This is a genomic window from Paracidobacterium acidisoli, assembly GCF_003428625.2.
Lineage (GTDB): Bacteria > Acidobacteriota > Terriglobia > Terriglobales > Acidobacteriaceae > Paracidobacterium > Paracidobacterium acidisoli.
This window is the reverse complement of record NZ_QVQT02000002.1, coordinates 435561-457395: the sequence shown is the minus strand read 5'-3', so window position 1 is coordinate 457395 and position 21835 is coordinate 435561. Positions and strand designations below refer to the sequence as shown.

Genomic DNA, 21835 nt, shown 5'->3' with positions numbered 1-21835 from the left:
CTTTCAGACCCGGGCAACAGATCGTCTGCGCCCAGGCTGACTCCACGATTTGAGATTCTCCGGTGCCGGGCCGGTGGATTCGCGCACGATCAGCTCCGGCTGCATGATAATTTCGCCGGGATATTCCTTGTCGGGGTGCTGGATGAGGTCGAGGACGACCTGCGCGCCGGTGGTGCCCATCTCGCGCAGCGGCTGCTTCACTGTGGTGATGCTGGGCTTGTAGTAGGCGGCGCTGATGATGTCGTCGAAGCCGATGATGGAGATGTCCTCGGGCACGCGCAGGCCGGCATCGCTGATGGCGCGGATGGCGCCGATGGCCGAGACATCGTTGAAGCAGAAGATGGCGGTGAAGTCGGTGCGCTGCGCGAGCAGATCGCGGACCGGGTCGTAGCCCATCTCCGGCGACTGGTTCATCTCAAGCAGTTGCAGAGAAAGCTCAGGGGCGACGCAGATGCCCAGCGACGCGGCGGCTTTCTCGATGCCGCTCCAGCGATAGATGGCGTCGGTGATGCCGACGGGGCCCTTCATGAAGGCGATGCGGCGGTGTCCAAGATCATAAAGATGCTGCAGGGCAAGCTCGGCGGCTTTGTCGTGATCGAGGATGATGTTCACCACGCCGGGCGCGGGGTTATGCGCGGAGATAGCGACGGTGGGCAGAGAGGTCTGGATCTCCTCGGGCGTATCGACCATGAGGAAGCCGTCGACGGCGCGCTCGAGCAGCAGACGCGAATACTCCCGCGTGAGATCGGCTTTGCGATAGTGGCTGGCGGTGAAATAAAAGTAGTGCGACCTGATCAGGTACTCTTCGACGGCGTGCATCAGGACGGTGAAGTAACCGTCGCTGACGTCGGGCACGATGAGGCCGATGGACATGCTGCAGTTGCGGCGCAGGGAGCGGGCAAAGTAGTTCGGCCGGTACTGGAACTTCCGTGCCGCCTCGAAGACGCGCTCACGGGTATGCTGCGGAATCGATTTCGCAGCGGGGGAATCGTTAAGAACGAGAGAGATGGTGGTCTGCGAGAGGTGCAGCATCTCCGAGAGCTGGCGCAGATTGAGCGGCCCGTTCTCCGTGGTCTCTTTCGAGGCGCTCTGCCTGCCCCTGGGGCGGTTCTCCTTCATATCAATCCTTTCTGAGGTTCCGCAGGGGGAAGCCGCTTCTTCGGAAGTCCCGGCTTCTGCGCTCTGCCTTCGGTACATGCCTGAAGAAGAACCGTAAAGACTACGAAAACGTTTTAGCATGTTTCGTGCGACCGGCCATAGTACCTTACAGGGCACGATACCATCCGGAGCGGTCTTCGGTCTCATACACGTGCGGGAACTACGAAATGCCGGGCTCCTGATACGCGCCGAAGACGGTAGTGAGCGCGGCGCAGATTTCTCCCACCGTGGCGCGGGCGCGCACACAGTCGAGGAGAAACGGCATGGTGTTGGCGGCGGAGAGTGCGCCGTTCTGAGCGGGCTCGGGCTGCTGCTCCGCCGCGCGGCAGAGGGCGCTGAGTGTGCGCTCCACCGCTTCGTTCGAGCGGCCGGCGCGCAGCGCTTTCAGGCGGAGGGTCTGCGCCTCGCGCACGGATTCGCCGATGTAGAGCGTCTGCGGAGGCGGCTCGTCGATCACGTAATCATTGATGCCGACGATGATCTTTTCGCGGGTCTCGACAGCGCGCTGATATGCGTAGCTGGCTTCTGCGATCTCTTTTTGCGGCCAGCCTTTTTCAATGGCGCGGACCATGCCGCCCATGGCGTCGAGCTTATCGAAGCAGTTCCAGGCGTCGCGTTCCATGTCGAGGGTGAGCTTTTCGACGAAGTAAGAGCCGGCGAAGGGATCGGCGACATCGGCGACGCCGGATTCATGCGCGAGGATCTGCTGGGTGCGCAGCGCAATGCGCGCGGCATCTTCGGTGGGCAGAGCGAGGGCCTCGTCGAAGGCGTCGGTGTGCAGGGACTGGGTGCCTCCCAGCACGGCGGCGAGCGCCTGCAGCGCGACGCGGGCGATGTTGTTCTTCGGCTGCTGCGCGGTGAGCGAGACACCGGCGGTCTGGGTGTGGAAGCGCATCCACGCGGAGCGCGGATTGCTTGCGCCGAAGCGCTCGGTCATGAGGCGATACCAGAGCCTGCGCGCGGCGCGGTATTTGGCGATCTCCTCGAAGAAATCGTTGTGCGCGTTGAAGAAGAAACTGAGGCGCGGAGCGAAGTCGTCGATGGAGAGGCCGCGGCGCAGCGCCCACTCGACGTATTCGACACCGTCGTAGAGCGTGAAGGCGAGCTCCTGCAGCGCGGTCGAGCCGGCCTCGCGGATGTGATAGCCGGAGATGGAGACGGGATTGAAGCGCGGCACGCGGCGGGCAGCGAACTCGAAGGTGTCGACGACGAGGCGCATGGAGGGCTCGGGCGGATAGAGATATTCCTTCTGCGCGATGTACTCCTTGAGGATGTCGTTCTGCAGCGTGCCGGAGAGCGCGGTCCAGTCGGCGCCCTGGCGCTCGGCGGCGACCAGATACATGGCCCAGAGGACGCCGGCGGGCGAGTTGATGGTCATGGAGACGGTGGTGGAGGCGAGATCGATGCCGGAGAAGAGCGTCTCCATATCGTCGACGGAGTCGATGGCGACGCCGCACTTGCCGACCTCGCCTTCGCTGAGCGGGTCGTCGGAGTCGCGGCCCATGAGCGTGGGCAGATCGAAGGCGACGGAGAGGCCACCGGCGCCGCCGGCGAGAAGGCTCTTGTAACGGCGGTTGGTCTCCTCCGGCGAGGCAAAGCCGGAGAACTGGCGCATGGTCCAGAGGCGGCCGCGATAGCCCTCGGGATAGAGACCGCGCGTGTAGGGCGGCTGACCGGGCAGGCCGAGATATTTGTCCTGGCGGGCGCGCCAGTCTTCAGGCAGATCGGCCTGCGTGTAGAGGCGCTCGACGGGCGTGCCGGAGATGGTGGTGAAGGCCGTCCCCGCGGCGATGCGTCCGGCAGCGTTTTGCGCGCTGCCGATGGGGCGCTCGGGAGATTTTGCGAGCGCAGGGGCGAGGGTCGAGGTCTGCCAGCGAAGCTCTTCGGCGGAGGGATGGCGGTCCGCGGCCTGCTCACCGGAGTGCGGCGCGGGTGAAGCGGATGCGGGTTCCGATGGATGTGGCTGAGGCATAAGAAAACTCTTCAGCATAGTGAAGCGCGCGAGGGTTGAGCAAGGGAAGCGGGAGTTCTCCGGCTTTCAGGGTTTTTCTTCAGGGCGTGAGAGTGGGTATTTTCCGCTTTGTGAGTGCATTGACGATGATGCGCTCGCTGAGGGGATTCTGATGCGCCAGGCGATTACCTGCGAGGTAATTGCTGCGCTTCCCGATCCATTCGATAGTGGAGCTGTAGATGCTCAGGATCGCCTGCCACCTACCTGTATCACAGGAGAATTACATGCCGATCTATCCGATTCAAACCATCGCCTCCGCGCCGGAGAAGTCGAAGCCGGTGCTCGAGCAGTTGCAGCAGGCTTTTGGCTTTCTTCCAAACCTTCTCGCCGCCATTTCAAACTCGCCGAAGCTCCTGACCGGCCTCGCTGGCCTGTTTCAGCAGGTACATAGCCCCGGCCTCACCGAGGCGGAGAACCAGATCGTTCTGCTGACGGATGCGGTCACGAACTCCAGCGCCTATGCGGTTGCATTTCATACTGCGCTGGCACATGAACAGGGCATAAGCTCTGAAGAGACCAGCGCGATTCGTGAGCGGCGAGCGCCCGGAGACCAGCGATTTGCCGCGCTTTCGACGCTGGCGAAGACGCTCATCGAGAAGCGGGGACACCTCAGTGAACAGGAGCTCGATGCATTCCTCGGTGCCGGGTTCACAAAAGAACAGATCCTGGAGGTGATCGCGATTGTCGCGGCCTCGGCGATCACCAACTATGCTGGAACCATCACGAATCCGCCGCTGGAAGAGCGGTTCCGGCAATTTACCTGGCAGGGATAAAGATGACCGGGGTTTTGGCAAGGCGACGGTCCGGCCTGCCGTCGGCCCGCATCCGGAGCTGATGAAGGGGAGAGCAAAATGGCAACGCAGTCTGCTTCGGCCGTTCCTCAACTCGGAGAGCTGCTGCGCTACTGGAGACAGGAGCGCGGCAAGAGCCAGCTCGGCCTCTCACTGGATACCGGCATCTCGCAGCGTCATCTGAGCTTTGTGGAGAGCGGGCGCAGCGCTCCCAGCCGGGACTTTCTTTCCACCGTGTCCGATGCTTTGAACATTCCTCTCCGTGAGAGGAATGTTCTGCTGCTTGCGTCGGGATACGCTCCGCTGTATGGCGAGCAGAGTATGGACGCCGGGCAGATGGCGATCGTGACTCGGGCGATCGACCGGATGCTGGAGCAGCATGAGCCGCATCCTGCGCTGGTGCTGGACCGATACTGGAATGTGGTTCGAAGCAATCGGGCTGCGCCGCGGTTCTTTGCCTCATTCATCGATCTGGATGCGAGGCCGAAGCCGCGCAACCTTCTCGATCTGATGTTCGACCCGGCGGGGATGCGGCCTTTCGTCGAAGAGTGGGAGAAGGTCGCGGCCGGCCTGCTGCAAAGAGTTCGGCGGGAGGCTGTGGGACAGGTCGTGGATGCAGGACTGGCAAAGCTGCTGGAGCGACTGCGGAAATATCCCGGTGTCGCCGCATTGAAGCCGCCACCGGCGCCCCAGAGTCCTGTGCTGCCCATTACCTTTTGCCGAGGCGAGGAGCGCCTTTCTTACTTCTCGCTGATCACCACGGTCGGCACGCCACAATGCATCACGGCACAGGAACTGCGCGTGGAGTGCATGTTCCCGCTTCACGTCCAGGAGGAATGAACCTGTATGAGCGCTCCTTTGTTTGTTACCGGGAGACCGGGGCCGCAGATAACGACGCGGCCGCTTTCTGTGGGCTGCCTGATCTTCCCGCAGATGGATCAGATCGATTTCACCGGTCCATTTGAAGTGCTCTCGCGCATGCCGGATACCACGATCCAGGTCATAGCGAAAGAACCTGCGCCGATTCGCGACGTGCAGGGGCTTCAGCTTGCTCCGGATATGCGCATCGCAGAAGCGGGAGACTTTGACGTGCTGGTTGTGCCGGGAGGATATGGGCAGCAGGCACTGATGCACGATGAAGAAGTGCTTGCATTGATCCGCAAACAAGTCCACGCGGAAAGGCTGCTGTTTTCCGTCTGCACCGGAGCGCTGCTGTGCGGCGCGGCTGGTGTCCTTGCTGGAAGGCAGGTGACCACGCACTGGGCCGCGAAGCCACTTATGCCTTACTACGATGCGATCGTTGCCGATGCCAGGGTGGCTGTGGATGGAAACATCATCAGCGCCGCAGGCGTAACGGCCGGGCTGGATGCGGCTCTGGTGCTCGTCTCTCTTCTGCGGGGAGAGGCGGCCGCTCAGGAGATTCAGCTCGCAATCGAGTATGCGCCGAACCCTGTATTCCACAGTGGCACACCAGAGAGCGCACCGGCTGAAGTTCTGCAGAGCTTTCAGAGAAAGTACGAGCAGATCGGGACGGCAAGGAAGGCGGAAGCGCTTCGTCACGCTGCAAACAAGACAGGCTCACGCTTCCGGTAATTGTTTGCCTCGAGCTCCGGCACCGGATTTCAGCGTCAGGTTACTGGAACTGCGCGGCGAGTCTTTTCATTGCCGCATTTTCCCGGATCACCTCACCGCGCTCTCGACTGTACAGAGCTATCTCTGCGGCGATGGAGCGGCCGAGAATTTGCTGATCAATGTTACCGAACGGCCCGGGCACGAGTCTTCCCAGCCAGCCGACCCAGACCGGGGTATGAGCGTTGCCGACAATGATGCCGGGGCGAAAGATGGCGAGGCGGGTAAAGCCGATGCTGCGCACGGTGTCTTCCTTCATGCCCATGACGCGGACATAGCGAAACCGGCTGCGGGCCGTGCTTCCTGCCGCAGAGAGCAGGCAAAACTGGGCGATTCCGGCGTCGTGGCAGCCGCGCGCAAAAGCACCGACGACGCCGAGCTCAAGCCGTTTCAATTCTTCTTCGCTCCAGCGCATCGATCCGGAGCCGACGCCCACACAGCTCACCGCGCTGACGGGACCCTGGCTCAAGACTTCGCGGGCAAGGGCAGCCGTGCGCTCGGCGAAGTCAGCAGCGCCGGTATCCAGAACGACATTGCGCACGCGCGATTGCGCCGCAACGGGCTTTCTGGTGACCATCACCACTTCCCGGCATTCCGGAATTGCCAGCATCTGCGCGACGGCTGCACCACCGACCTGTCCGGTGCCGCCGAGGATGATTGCGGAGAAATTCTGCTTCATGAAACAGGCCTCCTGCTTAGATAAGAATGCCGCAGCCCGATCACCGCAACAGGGAAGCATACGCGAGATTCAATGCTCCGCCTTTCTGTGCTTGTGTGTGGATCGACGCTGGAAGTTGTGCCGAGCCGCTCCGTTTTGCTAGTTTGGCGTCGATGCCGATACCTGTGCCCGAACCGATCAGCCGGACCATTGAGACTCTTTACCGGACGGAATCGGGCCGGGTTCTGGCGACGCTGGTGCGCCTGCTCGGAGATCTGGATCTCGCCGAAGAGGCGATGCATGAGGCATTCGCCGTCGCGCTGGAGTCCTGGCCCCGGACGGGTGTTCCGGAGAAGCCGCGCCCGTGGCTGATTTCCACGGCACGCTTCAGGGCCATCGACGGAATGAGACGGCGCGCGCGCCTCGATGGCGCAGAGACAGACCTGATTGCCCACATCGAAGCGCGCAACAGCGATGCACCCACCGGTGAAGATGACGAGATCGAAGACGATCGGCTTCGCCTGATCTTTACCTGCTGTCATCCCGCTCTGGCTCCGGAGGGACAGGTTGCGCTCACCCTGCGCGAAATCTGCGGCCTGACGACGGAGGAGATTGCAAGGGCATTTCTCGTGACGCCGGCCACGCTGGCGCAGCGCATTGTGCGCGCAAAGGCTGTCATTCGCGATAAGGCTATTCCGTATCAGGTGCCGGGCTTCCAGGAATTGCCGGCGCGGCTGGGGGCGGTCCTTCTGGTCGTGTATCTGATCTTCAACGAAGGGTACTCGGCGGAAACGACAGGCGCCGGGCTCAGCCGCGAAGCGATCCGTCTGGGCAGGCTGCTGCTCGATCTGCTTCCGGAACCCGAGGTGATGGGCCTGCTGGGGCTGATGCTGCTGCAGGAGTCGCGCCGCGCGGCCCGCACCTCGCCCGGCGGCGACCTGATTCTGCTGGAGCAGCAGGACCGGTCGTTGTGGAACCGGGAGCAGATCGCCGAAGGCATCTCGCTCACCGAAAGCGCTCTTCGGTCGCGCCGCTTTGGCGCCTACACGCTGCAGGCGGCCATTGCGGCCGTGCATGCCGAGAGCTCCTCCGCAGATTCCACGGACTGGCGCCAGATTAAGCTGCTCTACGACCGGCTGCTTCGGATTCATCCATCTCCGGTGGTGGAGCTGAACCGCGCGGTGGCCGTTGCGATGTGCGAGGGTCCGGAGCAGGGTCTGCGTCTTATCGATGACCTGCTGGAGCGGGGGCACCTTGCCCACTATCACCTCGCGCACGCTGCGCGTGCGGATCTGTGCCGCAGATTACAGCGGCTTCCGGAGGCCCGTGCTTCGTATGAGAAGGCGCTTGCGTTGCTTGTGCCAGACAACGATCGGCAGGAAGCGGAGCGCCGTTTTCTGACGAGGCGGATTGAGGAGTTGAAATAAAACGACAACTCATCTCACAAATGTTTCTGGCAGGCGAAGCCCTGGCAGAAGTACTTTCGGATTGGCGACAAAACGGAGATGACGCCCAATCTGGTTGATCCAGTTCTGAAACAGCAAACGGCGAAAAAAGCTATTCGCGCAGAAGAAGATGACCCATGAAGCTTCTGAAGATGTTCAAGAACTTTATCGAGAAAGCTCCACATTCCGGGACCAGAGAGGTGCGGTCCATCGTCATCATGCAGCGTGAGGTGCATCGGTTTAACGAGGAGGAGCTACGAGCTGCGGGAGGACGTGGGTGGGGCAAGAATTTTGATGGAAAAGAAGATCCGATGTACTTCGTCTCGGCTGACCATCCGGCCCTTACTGTCCTGAAGGCTGGTCCTCATATCATCCGAGTGACTTCTACCCCTAAACGATATGCCGACGATGATGAATATGCTCTTTCTCAACTACCTCAGCCAGAACAGAAGAACGCCTGGACTGAACATCGTGCCTGCGCTTTCCTCGATTTGTTTAATGATCTTTCGAGCGCATCGAGGAGTATCCCCGATGCGGATGCTTATGCTTCGTTAGCGAAGTTAGCTTTACAACTCGGTGATTCGAACTGTACTGCGATCTTTGTGCCGATTAAAAACATCATGATGCCGAATGATGGCACAGCGGAGCAAGGCCTGCGGCTGCTGATAAATAAAGAGCCACCGTAAAGCACTGAAATATGGATATATACGAAGCCCCAAATTACAGCGTTCTAAATCTGCAATGAGCTGCCAACTTCTTGCTCAGGACGCATTCCCGGCAACACGGAAGCTATCTGCGAATCACGTGCAGACCGGTTTGAGTGCATGGATGAGATAGGCGACAAACTAAAATTAAAAAATAATTCGTCTCGGCTGTCGATTTTCTCCGTGCGTGACGACTATAGGATGAACGGGCCAGCGCGCGAGGCTGTGCTGCCGGCTCGAAACCATTCACAGGAGAAATACATGCCACAGTATCTGGCTTGTAATTACATGCCGGACGACTTCGACCCGTCCACCGTAACCGAAGCGATGATGGAAGAGATCCACGCGCTCAACCGCGAAATGATTGCCGCCGGCGTGAGGAAGTTCGCCTGCGGGATCTCCCCGGCCGCCAGCGCGAAGACGCTGCGGAAGCAGTCCGACGGCACGGTGCTTGTGACCGACGGGCCATACGCCGAGACCAGGGAGCACATGGGCGGTTTCTGGATACTGGAAGCCGCCAATATGGACGAAGCGCTCGCGTGGGCGCGCAGGGGCGCCATCTCCTGCGACGTGCCCGGCGAGGTGCGCGAGCTTCTTTTCTTCCCCGCTCCGGAAAAATGACCGGGCAGAAGCAGGCAGACAGTTCGGGGCCGCCGCGCCTTCGGAACGCGCGCCGATAAGGAGACTCAGATGAGACATCTAATCTTCGCCATCAACATCACCCTCGATGGCTGCGTCGACCACACCAAACAGGCCGTCGATGAAGAAAAGCTTGAGTATTTTACGCAGCTTATGCGAGAGGTTGACGTGCAGATCTTTGGGCGGAAGACCTATGAACTGATGGTTCCTTATTGGCCTGACGTTCTGAAAAACCCGTCTGAGACCAAGGCAGATACCGACTTTGCCCGGGCATTTGACTCCACCAAAAAGGTTGTCTTTTCACGATCATTAGAGAGTGCCGAAGACAGAAATACGCGAATCGTTCGCGGGGGCCTTCGCGACGAAATCCTGAAATTGAAGCTGGAACAAGGCAAAAACATTCTGGCCGGTGGGGTGGATGTTTCTTCGCAACTGATCGAGCTCGGTCTGGTGGATGAATACCGCTTTGTCGTTGGGCCGGTCATCGCAGGAGAAGGGAGACGGCTGCTGGAAGGGGTCAGCCTGCCGGAGAGACTACAACTGAAGCTGGTTGAGTCAAAGGTTTTTCAATCGGGAAGCGTCGCGCTTCGTTATCTGAAGCAGTGACAGAAAGATCTGCGGCCGCTGTGCCGGAGGCTTCCACGCAGAAAAGGGAGAAGAACGATGAAGTACATCTGCTTCGGATACTACGACAAAGATAAATTCGATGGCATGACGGAGGACGAGCGAAACGCGATGTTCGACACATGCTTTACATACGACGACCATCTTCGCGCCAACGGGCACTGGGCCGGCGGAGAAGCACTTCAGTCCGCGGAAACAGCTCTGACCCTGCACTGGAAGGACGGCAAAGCCATAACTACAGATGGTCCCTATGTGGAGACCAGGGAACAGCTCGGCGGCATTCTTGTCCTCGATGCGCGGGACATGAATCATGCGGTACAGCTCATAGCGCAGCATCCGGCCCTGAGGTACGGTAATACTTTCGAGGTTCGGCCCGTCGGGGATATGAGCGAGATCATGAAGGCAAGCGAGGAGCGGCGGCGGCACACGGTGCGCTGAAGACGGCCTGGCTGAAAACGGCTCTGATTTGAGCGGCGGACGGCCGATCTTCGACCGTCCGGAGGCGTGCAGAGCGATCAGAACGCAGAGCGATCAGAAGAGGTACGGCACCAGGGCTGCGGTCTGGCGCGCATAGGCGGCATACGCCTCCCCGAAGCGGGAGCGCATCCACTCCTCCTCCATGCGGAACTTGGCCCAGAAGCCGAGGAATACCAGGGCGAGAGCGATGACCCCGCGCACCTGGGAGAGCGCAATGACGGTGCCCAGAAATCCGGCCAGAATGCCGGTGTAGATGGGGTGGCGGACCAGCGCATAGGGGCCGCTGGTAATCAGCTCGTGATCCTGCTTGATGGTTACGGCGTGGCTCCAGTTGCGGCCGAGGTGCTGGCGCGCCCAGACGGCGAAGAGAAGGCCGGCGACGGCAACCGCAGCTCCAATCCAGAAAGGCCAGAGGCCGGACGGCCAGAGCTGGCGATAGAGCCAGGGCAGCGGGATGCGGTTTATGGAGAGAAGGACGATTGCGGTCAGAATGGCGATGGCCCGCAGGATGCGCGAGGCGGCGGGTTCGAGGCGCTGGTTGATTTTGGTGCCGGCGGCCTTGATATTCCAGTAGACGAGAAAAGCGATCCAGACCACGGGAAAGAACGATTCATAGAACCAGAGCATACAGGACCTCCGCGCGGATGTAGCTGTTTTGAAGCTCTTCGTACCTGCTTACGTGGGCGGGCAAGGGGGAGTTCCACCGCGAGTGACGTTTCCCGCGAGCCGGGGGCTGCGCCGGGCGAGGCGCCGGACGGAGCCAATCAGAACACGCTCCGGGATGATACGCAACACCCCCCGGTCTCATCCCGCTCTTAAACGCCGCTCTGTTTTGAGGCTTTGCGCGCCGATTCCCAGGCTTTGGCATACTTCCAGCTCACGTAGCCGGAGTGGTACAGGTGCAGCAGCAGGCCCTCGCGTCCGTCGAGGAAGCCGAGCCGGAAAAAGTAGTTGTAGGTGAAGGTCGCGACGGGGTTCAGCACGACGTTCCAGAGAAATGCGAAGAGGGAGCGGCTGGTTTTGCCCTTTGCCGCGGCGAGACGGCCCATCTCCGTGCTGTAGCGGTTCATGTGCTCGAGGTAGAGCGGCAGCGTGGGATAGGCATAGTGCAGCATGTCGCCTTTGAGGATGCCGGGCGTGCCGGCGAACTGCGGCGTGCTGTGCGGACCGACACCCTCGCTGAGGCGCGCCGATCCGCGGCGGAAGAGGCGGAGCTTGCGGTCGGGATAGAAGCCGCCATGGCGTATCCAGCGGCCGAAGATGAGGTTGAGGCGGGGAATCCAGTACGCGTCGTGTTTTGCGGGACCGGCGAGCACCTGCCGGATCTCTTTTGCGAGCTCGGGGGTGATGACTTCGTCGGCGTCGAGGAGAAGAATCCAGTCGGAGGTGCAGTGGTCGATGGCGACGTTTTTTTGTTCGCCGTGGCCGGGAAAGGGCTTGTTGACGTAGACCTTTGCGCCGTATGACTCGGCGATGGCGACGGTGTTGTCGGTCGAGCCGGAGTCGAGGATGATGAGCTCGTCGGCCCACTTCACGCTTTCAAGGGTGCGGGCGATGTTGGCGGATTCGTTGAAGGCGATGGTGGCGACAGAGAGGGTTTCGGGCATCGGTCTGTGACGTTAGACGAGGGTGACCGTCTCTTCGCCGAGATGCTGGTTGATGAGCTTTGCGACGAGTGGTTTGAGGGCGAGGGAGTCTTTGGCGGAGACGAAGTCCTGGGCGGAGTCGGACCAGTCGAGCTTGAAGCTGGTGGAGAGGGCGGAGATCCAGATCTGGCGGGCGGGCGTGTTGGGCGTGATGACGAACTTTGCCGGTGGCTCCTCGAAAAGGATGTTGAGGACACCGTTCTGCTCTTCCGCCTCGAAGTCGCCGTTTGATTCTTCGGCAAGGATGAGGCTTTTCTTGAGCGATTCGATGGCCGCATCGGCATGGCGGCGGAAGGTGAGTTCGTCGAGCATGCCACAAGTGTACCAAGGCGGGAACGCGACGATTTCTCATCAAACCTTCAGCGGGTTTTCACGGAACTGCACACTTTCCAGGGCAGGATAATCTCGTAAACCGTCCGCAGGGCGGTTTCGGAATTCCACCTGAGGAGGTCACGGATGCGTCCCCACGCCATGCTCTGTCTCGTAACTCTCGCTGGAACTCTTACCTTCGCCGCCCACGCTCAACCCACCCCCACCCCGCAAACCGCGCACGATCTGGTGCGCGATGTGATCTTCAACGAGCTTCACGACCGCGAACGCGACAGCCACTGGGAGTATCGCAGCAATGCGGTCACCCCCTCGCAGAACCTGGTCCGGGAGCAGGTGGAGACCAGCCAGGGTCCGATCTTCCGCGTGCTGGAGCGCGGCGGACGGACGCTCGATGCCGACCAGGCGCGCCAGGAAGAGGCGCGGCTGAATGAATACGTGAAAAGTCCCGGACAGATCGAGCACGTGCAGCACGAGCACGAGGTAGACGAGGAGCGGCTGGCCGGCATTATGAAGATGCTGCCGAAGGCCTTTCTCTTCGAATACGAAGGCTCGGCGACGGGCGACGTGGTGCGGATCGCCTTCCGGCCCGATCCGGCGTTTGTGCCCGATGGCTACGAGGCCCGCGTCGTGCATGTTCTGGCAGGCACGCTGACGGTGGATCAGAGACTGAAGCGCATGATCGACATGGATGGACATCTGATCGAGCGTGTGGACTTCGGCTTCGGCATTCTGGGGCACGTGGAAAAAGGCGGAACCTTCGAGATTCACCGCGTGCAGGTGAGCGCGGAGCGCTGGAAGACGAGCCTGGTGGCGGTGCATATTCAGGGCAAGGTGCTGTTGTTCAAAAATGTCAGCAAGGATCAGCAGGAGACGCGCTCCGATTTTCGCCCGGTGCCGCATGACATCAGCCTCCAACAGGCCAAAGAGATGCTGGATCACCAGGCGGATGCGTCACTCCCCGTTGAGGCGAGGCTGGCTGCCGGAGGCCGCTGAGGCAGGGCGCCGGAGGACTCTCATCCGGCACGCATGACAGAAACTTCAGACGGAGGTCATGCCGCGCATGGGCCGTGGATGTGCCATCATCATCCAAACAGGCTCATGCGCGTGTATTTTCTGGTAAGTCTTCTCGGGCTCTCTCTTCTTATGCCGGTACTGTCTGCACAGACTCTTCCGGCGCAGTCCGCACAGGATCTGGTGCGCGACGTGATTTACAACGGACTGCATGACACGGAACGGGATCTGGCGTGGGAGTTCTACAGCCACCGCATCACGCCGGGCAAAGATACGCTGCGGGACGAGATCGAGACGCCGCGCGGGCCGCTCTACCGGGCTCTGGAGCAGGACGGCAAGCCGCTCGATGCGGATCAGCAGAAGAAGGAAGACGCGCGGCTGAGCGAGCTGGCGGAAAGCCCCTCGGAGCTGGCGCGGCTGCGGCGCGATCACGACGCGGATGACGACCGGCTGCGCTCGCTGATGAAGATGATGCCGGACGCCTTTCTCTACAGCTACGACGGCGTGCCGGAGGGCGACCGGGTGCGGCTGGCGTTTCGTCCGAATCCCGCGTATTCACCAAACACATACGAGGCGCGAGTGGCGCATGAGCTGACGGGGACGATGGTCGTCAATCTGAAGCAGAAGCGGATGATCTCCATGCGCGGCGCACTGATGGCGCAGGTGGATTTCGGCTTCGGGCTGCTGGGGCACGTGGACAAGGGCGGCACCTTCGCCGTGGAGCGGGTGCAGGTGAGCCCGGCGCACTGGAAGACGAGCCTGATCGAGGTGCACGTGCGCGGGAAGATTCTGCTGTTCAGCTCGATGAGCCGCGATCAGAAGGAGTCGCGCTGGGGCTTTCACGAGCTTCCGGCGGACGTGAGCTTTCCGCAGGTGAAGGAGATTCTGGACCGGGCCACCATTCCGGCAGATGCGGAGACGGTGGCCGATGGTCATTGACGCTCACTCCGGCCGGTGATTGGGGGGCGACCGGGGTTATTCGTCTGCTGCAACGCGATCGAGACGGAAGGCGGCGGCCTGAAAGTCTCCGCGCAGATTCACATCGACACCGTGAGACATGAACCAGGCGCCGCTGGCGTGGTCGGGCATGGGCGTCAGCTCGGAGTGCGGGCCTGGCTTCTCCGGCTCGGAGCTGATCCAGTGCACGCGGTATTCGGCCTTCGGATCGAGGCCGCGCAGATAGATGCGCGGATACGGGTAGCCGAACTGGCTGGTGTGCAGGAAGGCAAAGACGGCGGCCTGGCTGCGATCGAGCGAGACGGATTCGGTGACGGAGTCTTCGCTGCCGCGCGGTGAGACGAGGCGGTAGAGCGAGCCGTGCTGCACGGTTTCGCGAATCTGTTTGTACTCGGCGATGAGGCGTTTGGCGGTGGCGAAATCTTCGGGCGTCCAGTGATTGAGATTGGCGCCGACGCCGAGACCGCCCTGCATGGAGGACAGGAAGCGGTACTCGACGGAGGTGATGCCGGGATGCCTCCAGGCGGGTGAGTCGGTGACCCAGGCCATCATGACACCGGGCGTGAAGGCGTAGGTGAAGCCGTCCTGAATGCTGAGGCGGTCGAAGGGGTCGGTGTTATCGGAGGTCCAGACCTCGTCGGTGTAGCGAAGGATGCCGAGATCGACGCGGCCACCACCGCCGGAGCAGGACTCGATCTCAAGCCCCGGATGCTTCGCGCGCAGCTCGCGCAGGATGGAGTAGAGGTTGTCGATGTATTGGACGTAGACCTGCTTCTGCTCCTCGGGGCTGACGGCGGGCCAGCCGGGCTCGGACCAGTTGCGGTTGTAATCCCACTTGAGGAAAGCGATGTCGTTCTCGGTGACGAGCTTGTCGAGGAAGCCGTAGACGTAGTCGCGCACGTCCTGCCGGGCGAGGTTGAGGACGAGCTGATTGCGGCCTTCGGTGCGCGGTCGGCCGGTGAAGTTGAGCACCCAGTCGGGATGTTTGCGGTAGAGGTCGCTGTCGGGGTTGACCATCTCCGGCTCGACCCAGAGGCCGAAGTCCATGCCGAGCGAGTGGACCTTGTCGATGAGGGGTTTGAGGCCGTGGGGGAACTTCTGCGGGTTGACGTACCAGTCGCCGAGGCCGGCGTGGTCGTCTTTGCGCTGGCCGAACCAGCCGTCGTCCATCACGAAGCGCTCGACGCCGATGGAGGCGGCCTTTTCGGCGAGAGCTTCCTGACCGGCTTCGTCCACGTTGAACTCCGTCGCCTCCCAGGAGTTGTAGAGCACGGGGCGTGCTTTGGGCGTGGGCTTCTGCGGCAGGATCGAAGCGATCTCGAAGCGGTGCAGCAGGCGCGAGGCGCCGCCGATGCCGTCGTGCGTATAGCCGCCGTAGAAAACGGGCGTGTCGAGCGATTGGCCGGGTGCGAGGCGGTAGCCGAAGTCGAAGGGATTGTAACCGCCGGTGATACGAATTGCGCGAAGCTGATCCTGCTCGACGGTGATGCGCCAGGAGCCGCTCCAGGCAAGGGTGCCGAACCAGACGTCGCCGGTGTCCTGATCGGTCGCGTGGTCGCGCTCGACGGCGAACCACGGGCTGTTCTGGTGGCCGGTCGAGCCGCGGCGGCTTTCGAGGACGCGCTGTCCGGGGCGGATCGCCTCCTGCTGGAGCTGGTCTTCGCCGGCCCAGCGGCCGGTGAGGTAGTCGAGGGTGTAGTCGGTGCCGCGGGGCAGGGTCCAGGTGGCGGATTCGGCCTGCTCGATGAGCAGCGGATCGCTGGTGCGGTTCTCGATGACGGCGGAGCGGCCCAGGATGCCGGTCTGCGGATCGGTGGTGTAGCGCAGGCTCACGAAGACCTCGCGCTCGATGTCTTTGAGACGGATGGTGAGCGTGTTGCCGTCAATGGTATGCGAGACGTAGTGCAGCACCAGATCGCGGTTGCCGTCGGGGAAGGTGATTTTGAGCGCGGGCTCGACGTAGAGACCGGCGCCCCAGCCGGCATACTCCTGCGGCGTGGTGCTGGTGGCCGGATCGAAGGACGCATTGCCGTCATTGCTGCGCGCGGCGGGGAAGTTGTCGGAGGCGGCAAGCGCTTTGCCCCAGTAAAGCTGCTGCAGCTCCTGCATATCGTTCACGCCAAAGGCATAAGTGGTTCCGGCGGAGTCGATGCGGAAGACATGGGTTTGCGGGTTGTAGTGGATCTGAGCGGAGGCAGCAGGCGCGGCGCAGGCAAGCGCGGCGGTGAAGAGAGCGGTCCGGAGATGCATGCAAGTCATCACCGGACACTGTAACCGATTACCTTACCCTGCTGGCAAGCGAAGACGCGAAGTATGCCTGGTTTTCAGAACCGGGTTCAACGCGTCCGGTTGCGGGCATGGCGCAGATGTGTGGATGCTTCGCCGCGGGCGATCAGTTCAGACCGGTGGCGCGATGCTCCTCATGCTCCTGTACGTTTACGCTGCTGGCGCTGTTGTGGCGGTTGCGCTCCCGAACGGAGACACCCTGGCCGAGGCGGCCGGTACCGCGAAAGAGGAAGAACAACCCAACCAGAACAAGAAACGCGACAATCCCGATAATCGCCATCATAAGCGCCTCCTCTATGGTGGGACGGCGGATGGCGGGCAGGGGTTTTCCCGCAGAAAGCAGTTTCCGCGGGATTTGACGGCCTTAAAAGGGGATATCGTCGTCGGTGATCTCTGTGGACTGCACGAGATCGTCTGCCGATGCGGGCGAGCGCTGGTCGTAGGAGGTCGAACCGCTGCGTGAGCCATAGCTGCTGCCGCCGCCGCCTTCGCCTTCGCCGCGGCCGGAGAGCAGGACCAGATCGCCGACGATGATCTCGGTGCGGTACTTCTTTTCGCCGCTGTTTTTGTCGTCCCAGGAGCGGGTCTGGATGCGGCCCTCGATGTAGAGCTTCGAGCCCTTTTTGACGTAGTCGCGGATGATCTCGGCGGTGCGCTGGAAGGCGACGAGGTTGTGCCATTCGGTGCGGTCGGTCCAGTTGCCGGTCTGGTCTTTGGTGCGGTCGGTCGTGGCGAGCGAAAAGGTGGCTATGGCGTTCCCATTGGCCGCGAATTTGATCTCCGGGTCTTTGCCGACGTTGCCCACAAGGGTGACTTTATTGACGCTCTTTGCCATGACGGAAATGCTCCCATTGAACGGATATATCCCATGAAGGATAGCAGGAGTGCGCGCCGGACGGGACGTTACGGCGGGGAAATGCGCGGCGGGCAGGCCGGAAACGAGACTGTACGAACTATATGCGCCCTCCCCCTCTGCTGGCGCAGCTTTTCGCAGCGCGCGACCGGCTTCCGGTTTCTTCGCGATCCAAAGCCCGCCTGCAGGGATGATTTGACAGAAAAGGTCAGCGCGCCATAGAGTCGATGATCGATATATCGATCATCGAGCATATATGCCTAAACGAAAACTTGATCCTTTACCTTCCGCTGCATTTCAGATTCTGCTTTCGCTTGCGGACGCCGATCTTCATGGCTATGCCATCATGCGCCAGGTCGAGGAGCAGACCGGTGGGCGACTGCGTCTTGGGCCGGGTACGTTGTATAGCTCGATCCAGGCGCTGCTGGAGGAGAAGTTCATTGAGGAAGTGGTGCAGACCGGGGAGGCGGGAGCTTCCCCGGAGCGCCGCCGCTTCTATCGATTGACAGGCAATGGGCGAAGGCTGGCCCGGGCAGAGGCCGAGAAACTTGCCGATACACTGCGCGTCGCACGAGCGAGAAAGATTCTGAGGGGGGATTATGTCTGAGAATATCTATATCCTGCTGCTGCATCTGTATCCCTCGCAGTTCCGCCGGGCCTATGGGGATGAAGCCATCCAGTTGTTCCGCGACCGCTTTCGCGATGAACAGGGGTTTGCTGCAAAGGTGCGGCTGTGGTCGGATCTGCTGGCCGATCTGGCTGTTTCGCTCCCGCGCGAGCATGGGTATGCACACCCGTCGCCGACGGGTGCGCATACGCAGCAGCGTTTGGCGGGTGTGCCCTGTTTCGATGTGCTCGAAAGCAGTATCCCTCGCCCGGAGGCACTGCTCTTTGGAGCCGTACTCTCTGTTGTTGCAGTCGCAGCCCTTTCCATTTCAATGAGCTGGTCAGCAGGCAACGGAAGTATGCGCGGCACGGCGCTGCGGGATACTGCTCCGGCAGCGATGAAGGCTTCTGCATTTGAGAGCCTGGATGCGTGGTCCGCAAAAAAATGGGTGGGTGCATCGAGCGCGTTTCCAGGCGGCGCTTCGAGCAGCGGCCAGCCGACGGGGCAGAATGCCGGCGGGCAGACAGCGGTACCCGCAAACAGCAATACAACCCTGGACGCAGGAGAACGCCAGCGTGTGATCGATCGCGCAGGCGCCGATCTGAAGAAGTACTACTTCGATCATGGCGTTGCAGAGAAGACGGCAGAGGCATTGCTGACGCACGAGAAGAATGGCGACGATGATGCGGCGACCCACGGCGCGTCCTTTGCCGCATTACTAACCGCCCAGATGAGGGATGCGAGCGCCGACATGCATCTGGTGGTGGAGTACAGTCAGAACCCGCTGCCATCCGGACCACCCGTGCAGACGGCTGAAGGAATGGCGCGCTTTCGATCTGCGATGTTGCAGCAACACTGCATGATTCGAAAGACGGAAATTCTGCCGCACGATATAGGGTATCTGAAGCTCGATTTCTTTCCGGATGATTCAGTGTGCGGGAATGAAGTACGGGAAGCGATGGCGTCGCTGAACCACGCAGACGCGATCATCTTTGATCTGCGGGACAATTCGGGGGGCTTTCCGGATACGGTGTCGCTGGTTGCCAGCTACCTGTTTGATCATCCGGTATACATGTATGGACCACGGGGAGCACCCACGGTGGAGTCGTGGACACATTCGCCGGTTGCCGGAAATAATCTGGCAAACAAGCCGGTGTATGTGCTGACGTCAGGCACAACGTGGTCCGGGGCGGAGCAGTTCAGCTACGACCTGAAGATGCTGAAGCGCGCGACGCTTGTTGGAGAGACGACGCGCGGCGGCACTCATGCCGGCGTCTTTCACCGGATCGATGATCACTTTGGGATGGGTATTCCGGAGGAGCGGCCGATTAACCCCTATGGAAAGACCGACTGGGAAGGGGTTGGCGTGACGTCGGATGTGAAGGTGAAGGCTGCGGACGCCCTGGAGACAGCGGTCAGGCTGGCGGTCGCTAAGCTGCAGTTGAAGCAGCGTTGAGCATCTCTGAAGCGCTGCCGCAGAATCCGGACCTTTTCCCTCTGCCATCTCCCGAATGGTGAGTTTCCTGACGGTCCGGAAACGGGAGCGCAGTGGTGCAGGCGCAATCGGCCTGCCGGATCAGCGGGAAGAAGCAGCGCTTCCAGTCAGCCTGCGGTTGCGGAGCCATTTGGCTGCGCCGAGGGCAAAGACCATGACGCCGAAGGGCAGGCAGGTCATGGCGGCCATCAGGGCCAGCCATCCGCTGTTGGTATGGGGGCCGTGGCGGGAGATGCCGCCGAAGACGGTCGCGGTGAGCAGAGCGGCGACGACGCCGGCCACGAGTATCCAGAACCCGGCGCGAAGAAGCTGGAGGGTGCCGTCCTCGCGGTTCAGCTGCTGCAGCGTGGGCGCGGCTCCGGCTTCTTTGCGGGGAGTCTGCTCTGTTCCGTGCTCGGTCATATAAGCCATGCCGTGTCCTGCTACCGCCATGCCGCGAGCATGATGTAGACCACCACGCCGGTTACGGAGACATAAAGCCAGATGGGGAGGGTGAAGCGCGCGATCTTCTTATGCTGCGGAAAGCGGCCGGTGAGCGAGAAGAAAAACGTGGTCAGGATCAGGGGCAGCGCCACGACCGAGAGCAGGATGTGGCTGATGAGCAGCGCGAAGTAGGCGGGGCGGATGGCGCCGTGTCCCGCAAAGCGCATATCGCCGTGCAGCGCATGGTTGACGATGTAGCAGACCAGGAAGGCCGCCGAAAAGACAAACGCCGTGATCATGGAGGCGCGATGGGCGGCGATCTTTCTCTGGCGGATAAAGCTGAACCCGACAATCAGGGCCACGGCGCTGAGGCCGTTGAGCACCGCGTTCAGCGCGGGCAGAAAGAGCAGGCGCGTGCGAAAGCCCTGCGGCGGCGGATGCACGTAGATGAGCCAGAGCAGAAAGAGCGTAGCCAGTCCGCTGATGACGAGGATGGCGGCGATGACTTTGCCGCTGGATTCGGACTGCTTCGCTTCCGTCACGATCTCACCGCCCGATGCCATCGTCTGCGGCCTCACTTTCCTGTCGCGTTCAGCATGAGCGCGGTGAGCAGCAGGGGAAGGTAGATCACGCTCACCTTGAGCAGGTCGCGCGCGTACATCTTCGACTCCGAGATGGTGCGGGCGCGGATGATCCTGCCGAAGCGGATGGTGTAGCCGAGATAGATCAGGCCGAGCACGAGGGCGACGCCGCCGTAGATGCGTCCGGCAACGTGCAGCCACACGGGCAGAAGGCTGACGGGGATCATGAGGATGGCATAGGTGAGCGCTTCGAGCACGGTCGACCAGCCATCGGGCTGCACGACGGGCAGCATGCGGATGCCGGCGCGTCCATAGTCCTCGCGATAGAGCCAGGCGATAGACATGAAGTGCGGAAACTGCCAGACGAAGAGGATGGCGAAGAGCGCGACGGCGGGCCACTCGATCTGCCCGCGGGCCGCGACCCAGCCGAGGAGCGGCGGCAGCGCTCCGGGAAAGGCGCCGATGAAGGTCGCGAGGCTGGTGACGCGCTTGAGCGGCGTATAGACGGCGACGTAGAGGAAGGCTGTAAGCAGCGTGAGCGTCCCGGTGAGCAGATTAGTCTCGCGGGTAAGCCAGACGGTTCCCACGGCGACGGCCAGCATGCCGAGCAGAATGCCGTGGGGCAGGCTGATGCGTCCGGAGGCCAGCGGGCGGTTGGCGGTACGAATCATCTTCGCGTCGAGGCGGCGCTCGATACACTCGTTGAGCGCGGCTGATCCGGCGGAGACCATGCCGATGCCGAAGAGGGCTTCAAGCAGACCGGGCTGCATGCTGCTGATGCCGGAGCGCATGGAGCCGAGGTAGAAGCCGGCCCAGGCGGTGAGCATGACCATGAGCGTGACACGCAGCTTGAAGAGCTCACGGTAATCGGCGAGCAGGGAAGCGGTCTCTCCGGCGCGCGGGCCGTGCAGGTGATGCGAAGCGGAAACGATCTTTTCCTCCGAATGAGGGGTCTGCACCGCTTTTATTTCGGAAACGGAGACGCCGGAAACAGCCGGGCTCACAGGCGTGCGGTCCTTTCTCTTCCGAATGCTGCATCCGATGAAAGCAGAAGCATGATGGCATGATTCCGAATGGGGCACAACGCCGCATTGCATGCAGAATCCACCCTTCATGATACCAAGTACCGGGCTCACGACTGCGTTGCCGAGTATAATCTGCACAGATATTTGGAGATTTCGATGGCTGAAACAATCGATAAAAACAGGATGGCACAGGATCTTGCCAAAGCTCATCGAATGATTGAGCCGAATATTACGCGTGTTATTCAGATCATCACTTCGCGCGAGTCGGAAACAGACGAGCCCGTGAAGCTTCTTGAGGTGAATCCTGACACTTTTCCGTCCGGGATTTTACCGATTGCCTTCGGAGCTAGTCCTCCTCGGATTCCATTTCCTTCTGTCATTGTCGAAGTGACGGAGGAAGAGTTCGGAAAAATCCGCGATGGAAATCTCTCTCTTCCGGAAGGATGGCTGCTTGGAGATACTCTTTATTCCGCTGCGGACTAATG

At 61.4% G+C, this 21835-nt stretch carries 25 protein-coding genes; 13 read left to right on the top strand and 12 right to left on the bottom strand.

Translation table 11 applies throughout. The features are described from left to right. Window positions 1-3: 3 nt before the first annotated feature. Both D0Y96_RS05815 and D0Y96_RS05810 read right to left on the bottom strand, forming a co-directional pair. On the bottom strand, window positions 4-1119 hold the full coding sequence (locus D0Y96_RS05815; protein WP_117298397.1) for a LacI family DNA-binding transcriptional regulator: 1116 nt from the start codon (window positions 1117-1119) through the stop codon (window positions 4-6). Window positions 1120-1318: 199 nt separating this feature from the next. Further along, complete coding sequence (locus tag D0Y96_RS05810; RefSeq protein WP_117298396.1) at window positions 1319-3130, bottom strand: acyl-CoA mutase large subunit family protein; 1812 nt, start codon at window positions 3128-3130, stop codon at window positions 1319-1321. A 263-nt stretch (window positions 3131-3393) separates the two neighbouring features. Here D0Y96_RS05810 and D0Y96_RS05805 point away from each other — a divergent pair, with 263 nt between their 5' ends. The 3 genes from D0Y96_RS05805 (at window position 3394) to D0Y96_RS05795 (ending at window position 5553) form a co-directional block, all read left to right on the top strand. Then, complete coding sequence (locus D0Y96_RS05805) at window positions 3394-3942, top strand: carboxymuconolactone decarboxylase family protein (RefSeq protein ID WP_117298395.1); 549 nt, start codon at window positions 3394-3396, stop codon at window positions 3940-3942. A gap of 78 nt (window positions 3943-4020) precedes the next feature. Further along, window positions 4021-4800, top strand: a complete 780-nt coding sequence (locus tag D0Y96_RS05800) for a helix-turn-helix domain-containing protein (protein ID WP_117298394.1) — start codon at window positions 4021-4023, stop codon at window positions 4798-4800. 6 nt (window positions 4801-4806) lie between these two features. Beyond that, window positions 4807-5553 carry a DJ-1/PfpI family protein gene (locus D0Y96_RS05795; RefSeq protein WP_117298393.1) on the top strand — a complete coding sequence of 249 codons (747 nt, stop codon included), beginning with the start codon at window positions 4807-4809 and terminating at the stop codon, window positions 5551-5553. A gap of 40 nt (window positions 5554-5593) precedes the next feature. Here the strand turns inward: D0Y96_RS05795 and D0Y96_RS05790 are convergent, their stop codons facing one another. Next, entirely contained in the window at window positions 5594-6268 is a 675-nt protein-coding gene (locus D0Y96_RS05790) for a Rossmann-fold NAD(P)-binding domain-containing protein (protein WP_117298392.1), read from the bottom strand. A gap of 164 nt (window positions 6269-6432) precedes the next feature. Between D0Y96_RS05790 and D0Y96_RS05785 the strand changes: the two genes are divergently transcribed. The 5 genes from D0Y96_RS05785 to D0Y96_RS05765 all read left to right on the top strand — a co-directional run bounded on the left by D0Y96_RS05785 (window position 6433) and on the right by D0Y96_RS05765 (window position 10097). Beyond that, on the top strand, window positions 6433-7674 hold the full coding sequence (locus D0Y96_RS05785; RefSeq protein ID WP_350448978.1) for an RNA polymerase sigma factor: 1242 nt from the start codon (window positions 6433-6435) through the stop codon (window positions 7672-7674). A 155-nt stretch (window positions 7675-7829) separates the two neighbouring features. Continuing rightward, entirely contained in the window at window positions 7830-8378 is a 549-nt protein-coding gene (locus D0Y96_RS05780) for a hypothetical protein (RefSeq protein WP_117298390.1), read from the top strand. Window positions 8379-8657: 279 nt separating this feature from the next. Then, entirely contained in the window at window positions 8658-9017 is a 360-nt protein-coding gene (locus D0Y96_RS05775) for a YciI family protein (protein WP_117298389.1), read from the top strand. A gap of 69 nt (window positions 9018-9086) precedes the next feature. After that, window positions 9087-9641 (top strand): dihydrofolate reductase family protein, encoded by a 555-nt coding sequence (locus D0Y96_RS05770; protein WP_117298388.1) that lies wholly within the window; start codon window positions 9087-9089, stop codon window positions 9639-9641. A 57-nt stretch (window positions 9642-9698) separates the two neighbouring features. Next, window positions 9699-10097 carry a YciI family protein gene (locus tag D0Y96_RS05765; RefSeq protein WP_117298387.1) on the top strand — a complete coding sequence of 133 codons (399 nt, stop codon included), beginning with the start codon at window positions 9699-9701 and terminating at the stop codon, window positions 10095-10097. Between the two features lie 93 nt (window positions 10098-10190). On the opposite strand, the gene D0Y96_RS05760 is transcribed toward D0Y96_RS05765, so the two are convergent. The 3 genes from D0Y96_RS05760 to cyaY form a co-directional block, all read right to left on the bottom strand. Beyond that, window positions 10191-10763, bottom strand: a complete 573-nt coding sequence (locus D0Y96_RS05760) for a methyltransferase family protein (protein ID WP_117298386.1) — start codon at window positions 10761-10763, stop codon at window positions 10191-10193. Window positions 10764-10951: 188 nt separating this feature from the next. Then, window positions 10952-11743 carry a glycosyltransferase family 2 protein gene (locus D0Y96_RS05755; protein WP_117298385.1) on the bottom strand — a complete coding sequence of 264 codons (792 nt, stop codon included), beginning with the start codon at window positions 11741-11743 and terminating at the stop codon, window positions 10952-10954. A 12-nt stretch (window positions 11744-11755) separates the two neighbouring features. After that, on the bottom strand, window positions 11756-12094 hold the full coding sequence (cyaY, locus tag D0Y96_RS05750; protein WP_117298384.1) for an iron donor protein CyaY: 339 nt from the start codon (window positions 12092-12094) through the stop codon (window positions 11756-11758). A gap of 144 nt (window positions 12095-12238) precedes the next feature. Here cyaY and D0Y96_RS05745 point away from each other — a divergent pair, with 144 nt between their 5' ends. Together D0Y96_RS05745 and D0Y96_RS05740 are read left to right on the top strand one after the other, a co-directional pair. Further along, entirely contained in the window at window positions 12239-13105 is an 867-nt protein-coding gene (locus tag D0Y96_RS05745) for a hypothetical protein (protein ID WP_147324931.1), read from the top strand. 33 nt (window positions 13106-13138) lie between these two features. Further along, window positions 13139-14062, top strand: coding sequence for a hypothetical protein (locus tag D0Y96_RS05740; protein WP_147324929.1), 924 nt, complete (start codon window positions 13139-13141; stop codon window positions 14060-14062). A 36-nt stretch (window positions 14063-14098) separates the two neighbouring features. Here the strand turns inward: D0Y96_RS05740 and D0Y96_RS05735 are convergent, their stop codons facing one another. The 3 genes from D0Y96_RS05735 to D0Y96_RS05725 form a co-directional block, all read right to left on the bottom strand. After that, window positions 14099-16330: an alpha-galactosidase gene (locus D0Y96_RS05735; RefSeq protein ID WP_252263508.1), complete on the bottom strand. Its 2232-nt coding sequence runs from the start codon at window positions 16328-16330 to the stop codon at window positions 14099-14101. A 142-nt stretch (window positions 16331-16472) separates the two neighbouring features. Next, complete coding sequence (locus tag D0Y96_RS05730) at window positions 16473-16649, bottom strand: hypothetical protein (RefSeq protein ID WP_158562236.1); 177 nt, start codon at window positions 16647-16649, stop codon at window positions 16473-16475. An 81-nt stretch (window positions 16650-16730) separates the two neighbouring features. After that, the gene (locus tag D0Y96_RS05725; RefSeq protein WP_117298380.1) at window positions 16731-17201 is read right to left on the bottom strand and encodes a single-stranded DNA-binding protein; all 471 of its coding nucleotides are present in this window, start codon (window positions 17199-17201) and stop codon (window positions 16731-16733) included. Window positions 17202-17475: 274 nt separating this feature from the next. Between D0Y96_RS05725 and D0Y96_RS05720 the strand changes: the two genes are divergently transcribed. Together D0Y96_RS05720 and D0Y96_RS05715 are read left to right on the top strand one after the other, a co-directional pair. Further along, window positions 17476-17826 (top strand): PadR family transcriptional regulator, encoded by a 351-nt coding sequence (locus D0Y96_RS05720; protein ID WP_117298379.1) that lies wholly within the window; start codon window positions 17476-17478, stop codon window positions 17824-17826. Then, window positions 17819-19282 carry a S41 family peptidase gene (locus tag D0Y96_RS05715; protein WP_117298378.1) on the top strand — a complete coding sequence of 488 codons (1464 nt, stop codon included), beginning with the start codon at window positions 17819-17821 and terminating at the stop codon, window positions 19280-19282. Before D0Y96_RS05720 ends, D0Y96_RS05715 begins: the two co-directional genes overlap by 8 nt. Window positions 19283-19402: 120 nt before the next feature. Here the strand turns inward: D0Y96_RS05715 and D0Y96_RS05710 are convergent, their stop codons facing one another. From D0Y96_RS05710 to cyoE, 3 genes are read right to left on the bottom strand one after another with little or no spacing between them, the layout of a single operon-like run. Next, the gene (locus tag D0Y96_RS05710) at window positions 19403-19732 is read right to left on the bottom strand and encodes a hypothetical protein (RefSeq protein WP_252263507.1); all 330 of its coding nucleotides are present in this window, start codon (window positions 19730-19732) and stop codon (window positions 19403-19405) included. An 11-nt stretch (window positions 19733-19743) separates the two neighbouring features. Continuing rightward, the gene (locus tag D0Y96_RS05705; RefSeq protein WP_117298377.1) at window positions 19744-20307 is read right to left on the bottom strand and encodes a DUF420 domain-containing protein; all 564 of its coding nucleotides are present in this window, start codon (window positions 20305-20307) and stop codon (window positions 19744-19746) included. Window positions 20308-20318: 11 nt separating this feature from the next. Further along, on the bottom strand, window positions 20319-21329 hold the full coding sequence (cyoE, locus tag D0Y96_RS05700) for a heme o synthase (protein WP_434090769.1): 1011 nt from the start codon (window positions 21327-21329) through the stop codon (window positions 20319-20321). Between the two features lie 177 nt (window positions 21330-21506). Between cyoE and D0Y96_RS05695 the strand changes: the two genes are divergently transcribed. Beyond that, window positions 21507-21833, top strand: coding sequence for a hypothetical protein (locus tag D0Y96_RS05695; protein WP_147324927.1), 327 nt, complete (start codon window positions 21507-21509; stop codon window positions 21831-21833). The last annotated feature ends 2 nt before the right edge of the window (window positions 21834-21835 follow it).

What these genes read in the sequence shown, in the direction of transcription:
- D0Y96_RS05740 (WP_147324929.1), top strand. Translation starts at nt 13,139, where the DNA reads ATGACAGAAACTTCAGACGGAGGTCATGCCGCGCATGGGCCGTGGATG.
- D0Y96_RS05725 (WP_117298380.1), bottom strand. Translation starts at nt 17,201, where the DNA reads ATGGCAAAGAGCGTCAATAAAGTCACCCTTGTGGGCAACGTCGGCAAA.
- D0Y96_RS05705 (WP_117298377.1), bottom strand. Translation starts at nt 20,307, where the DNA reads ATGGCATCGGGCGGTGAGATCGTGACGGAAGCGAAGCAGTCCGAATCC.
- D0Y96_RS05775 (WP_117298389.1), top strand. Translation starts at nt 8,658, where the DNA reads ATGCCACAGTATCTGGCTTGTAATTACATGCCGGACGACTTCGACCCG.
- D0Y96_RS05730 (WP_158562236.1), bottom strand. Translation starts at nt 16,649, where the DNA reads ATGATGGCGATTATCGGGATTGTCGCGTTTCTTGTTCTGGTTGGGTTG.
- D0Y96_RS05765 (WP_117298387.1), top strand. Translation starts at nt 9,699, where the DNA reads ATGAAGTACATCTGCTTCGGATACTACGACAAAGATAAATTCGATGGC.
- D0Y96_RS05795 (WP_117298393.1), top strand. Translation starts at nt 4,807, where the DNA reads ATGAGCGCTCCTTTGTTTGTTACCGGGAGACCGGGGCCGCAGATAACG.
- D0Y96_RS05715 (WP_117298378.1), top strand. Translation starts at nt 17,819, where the DNA reads ATGTCTGAGAATATCTATATCCTGCTGCTGCATCTGTATCCCTCGCAG.
- D0Y96_RS05770 (WP_117298388.1), top strand. Translation starts at nt 9,087, where the DNA reads ATGAGACATCTAATCTTCGCCATCAACATCACCCTCGATGGCTGCGTC.
- D0Y96_RS05805 (WP_117298395.1), top strand. Translation starts at nt 3,394, where the DNA reads ATGCCGATCTATCCGATTCAAACCATCGCCTCCGCGCCGGAGAAGTCG.
- D0Y96_RS05755 (WP_117298385.1), bottom strand. Translation starts at nt 11,743, where the DNA reads ATGCCCGAAACCCTCTCTGTCGCCACCATCGCCTTCAACGAATCCGCC.
- D0Y96_RS05720 (WP_117298379.1), top strand. Translation starts at nt 17,476, where the DNA reads ATGCCTAAACGAAAACTTGATCCTTTACCTTCCGCTGCATTTCAGATT.
- D0Y96_RS05810 (WP_117298396.1), bottom strand. Translation starts at nt 3,130, where the DNA reads ATGCCTCAGCCACATCCATCGGAACCCGCATCCGCTTCACCCGCGCCG.
- D0Y96_RS05815 (WP_117298397.1), bottom strand. Translation starts at nt 1,119, where the DNA reads ATGAAGGAGAACCGCCCCAGGGGCAGGCAGAGCGCCTCGAAAGAGACC.
- D0Y96_RS05735 (WP_252263508.1), bottom strand. Translation starts at nt 16,330, where the DNA reads ATGCATCTCCGGACCGCTCTCTTCACCGCCGCGCTTGCCTGCGCCGCG.
- D0Y96_RS05710 (WP_252263507.1), bottom strand. Translation starts at nt 19,732, where the DNA reads ATGGCTTATATGACCGAGCACGGAACAGAGCAGACTCCCCGCAAAGAA.
- D0Y96_RS05800 (WP_117298394.1), top strand. Translation starts at nt 4,021, where the DNA reads ATGGCAACGCAGTCTGCTTCGGCCGTTCCTCAACTCGGAGAGCTGCTG.
- D0Y96_RS05745 (WP_147324931.1), top strand. Translation starts at nt 12,239, where the DNA reads ATGCGTCCCCACGCCATGCTCTGTCTCGTAACTCTCGCTGGAACTCTT.
- D0Y96_RS05780 (WP_117298390.1), top strand. Translation starts at nt 7,830, where the DNA reads ATGAAGCTTCTGAAGATGTTCAAGAACTTTATCGAGAAAGCTCCACAT.
- D0Y96_RS05695 (WP_147324927.1), top strand. Translation starts at nt 21,507, where the DNA reads ATGGCTGAAACAATCGATAAAAACAGGATGGCACAGGATCTTGCCAAA.
- cyaY (WP_117298384.1), bottom strand. Translation starts at nt 12,094, where the DNA reads ATGCTCGACGAACTCACCTTCCGCCGCCATGCCGATGCGGCCATCGAA.
- D0Y96_RS05790 (WP_117298392.1), bottom strand. Translation starts at nt 6,268, where the DNA reads ATGAAGCAGAATTTCTCCGCAATCATCCTCGGCGGCACCGGACAGGTC.
- D0Y96_RS05760 (WP_117298386.1), bottom strand. Translation starts at nt 10,763, where the DNA reads ATGCTCTGGTTCTATGAATCGTTCTTTCCCGTGGTCTGGATCGCTTTT.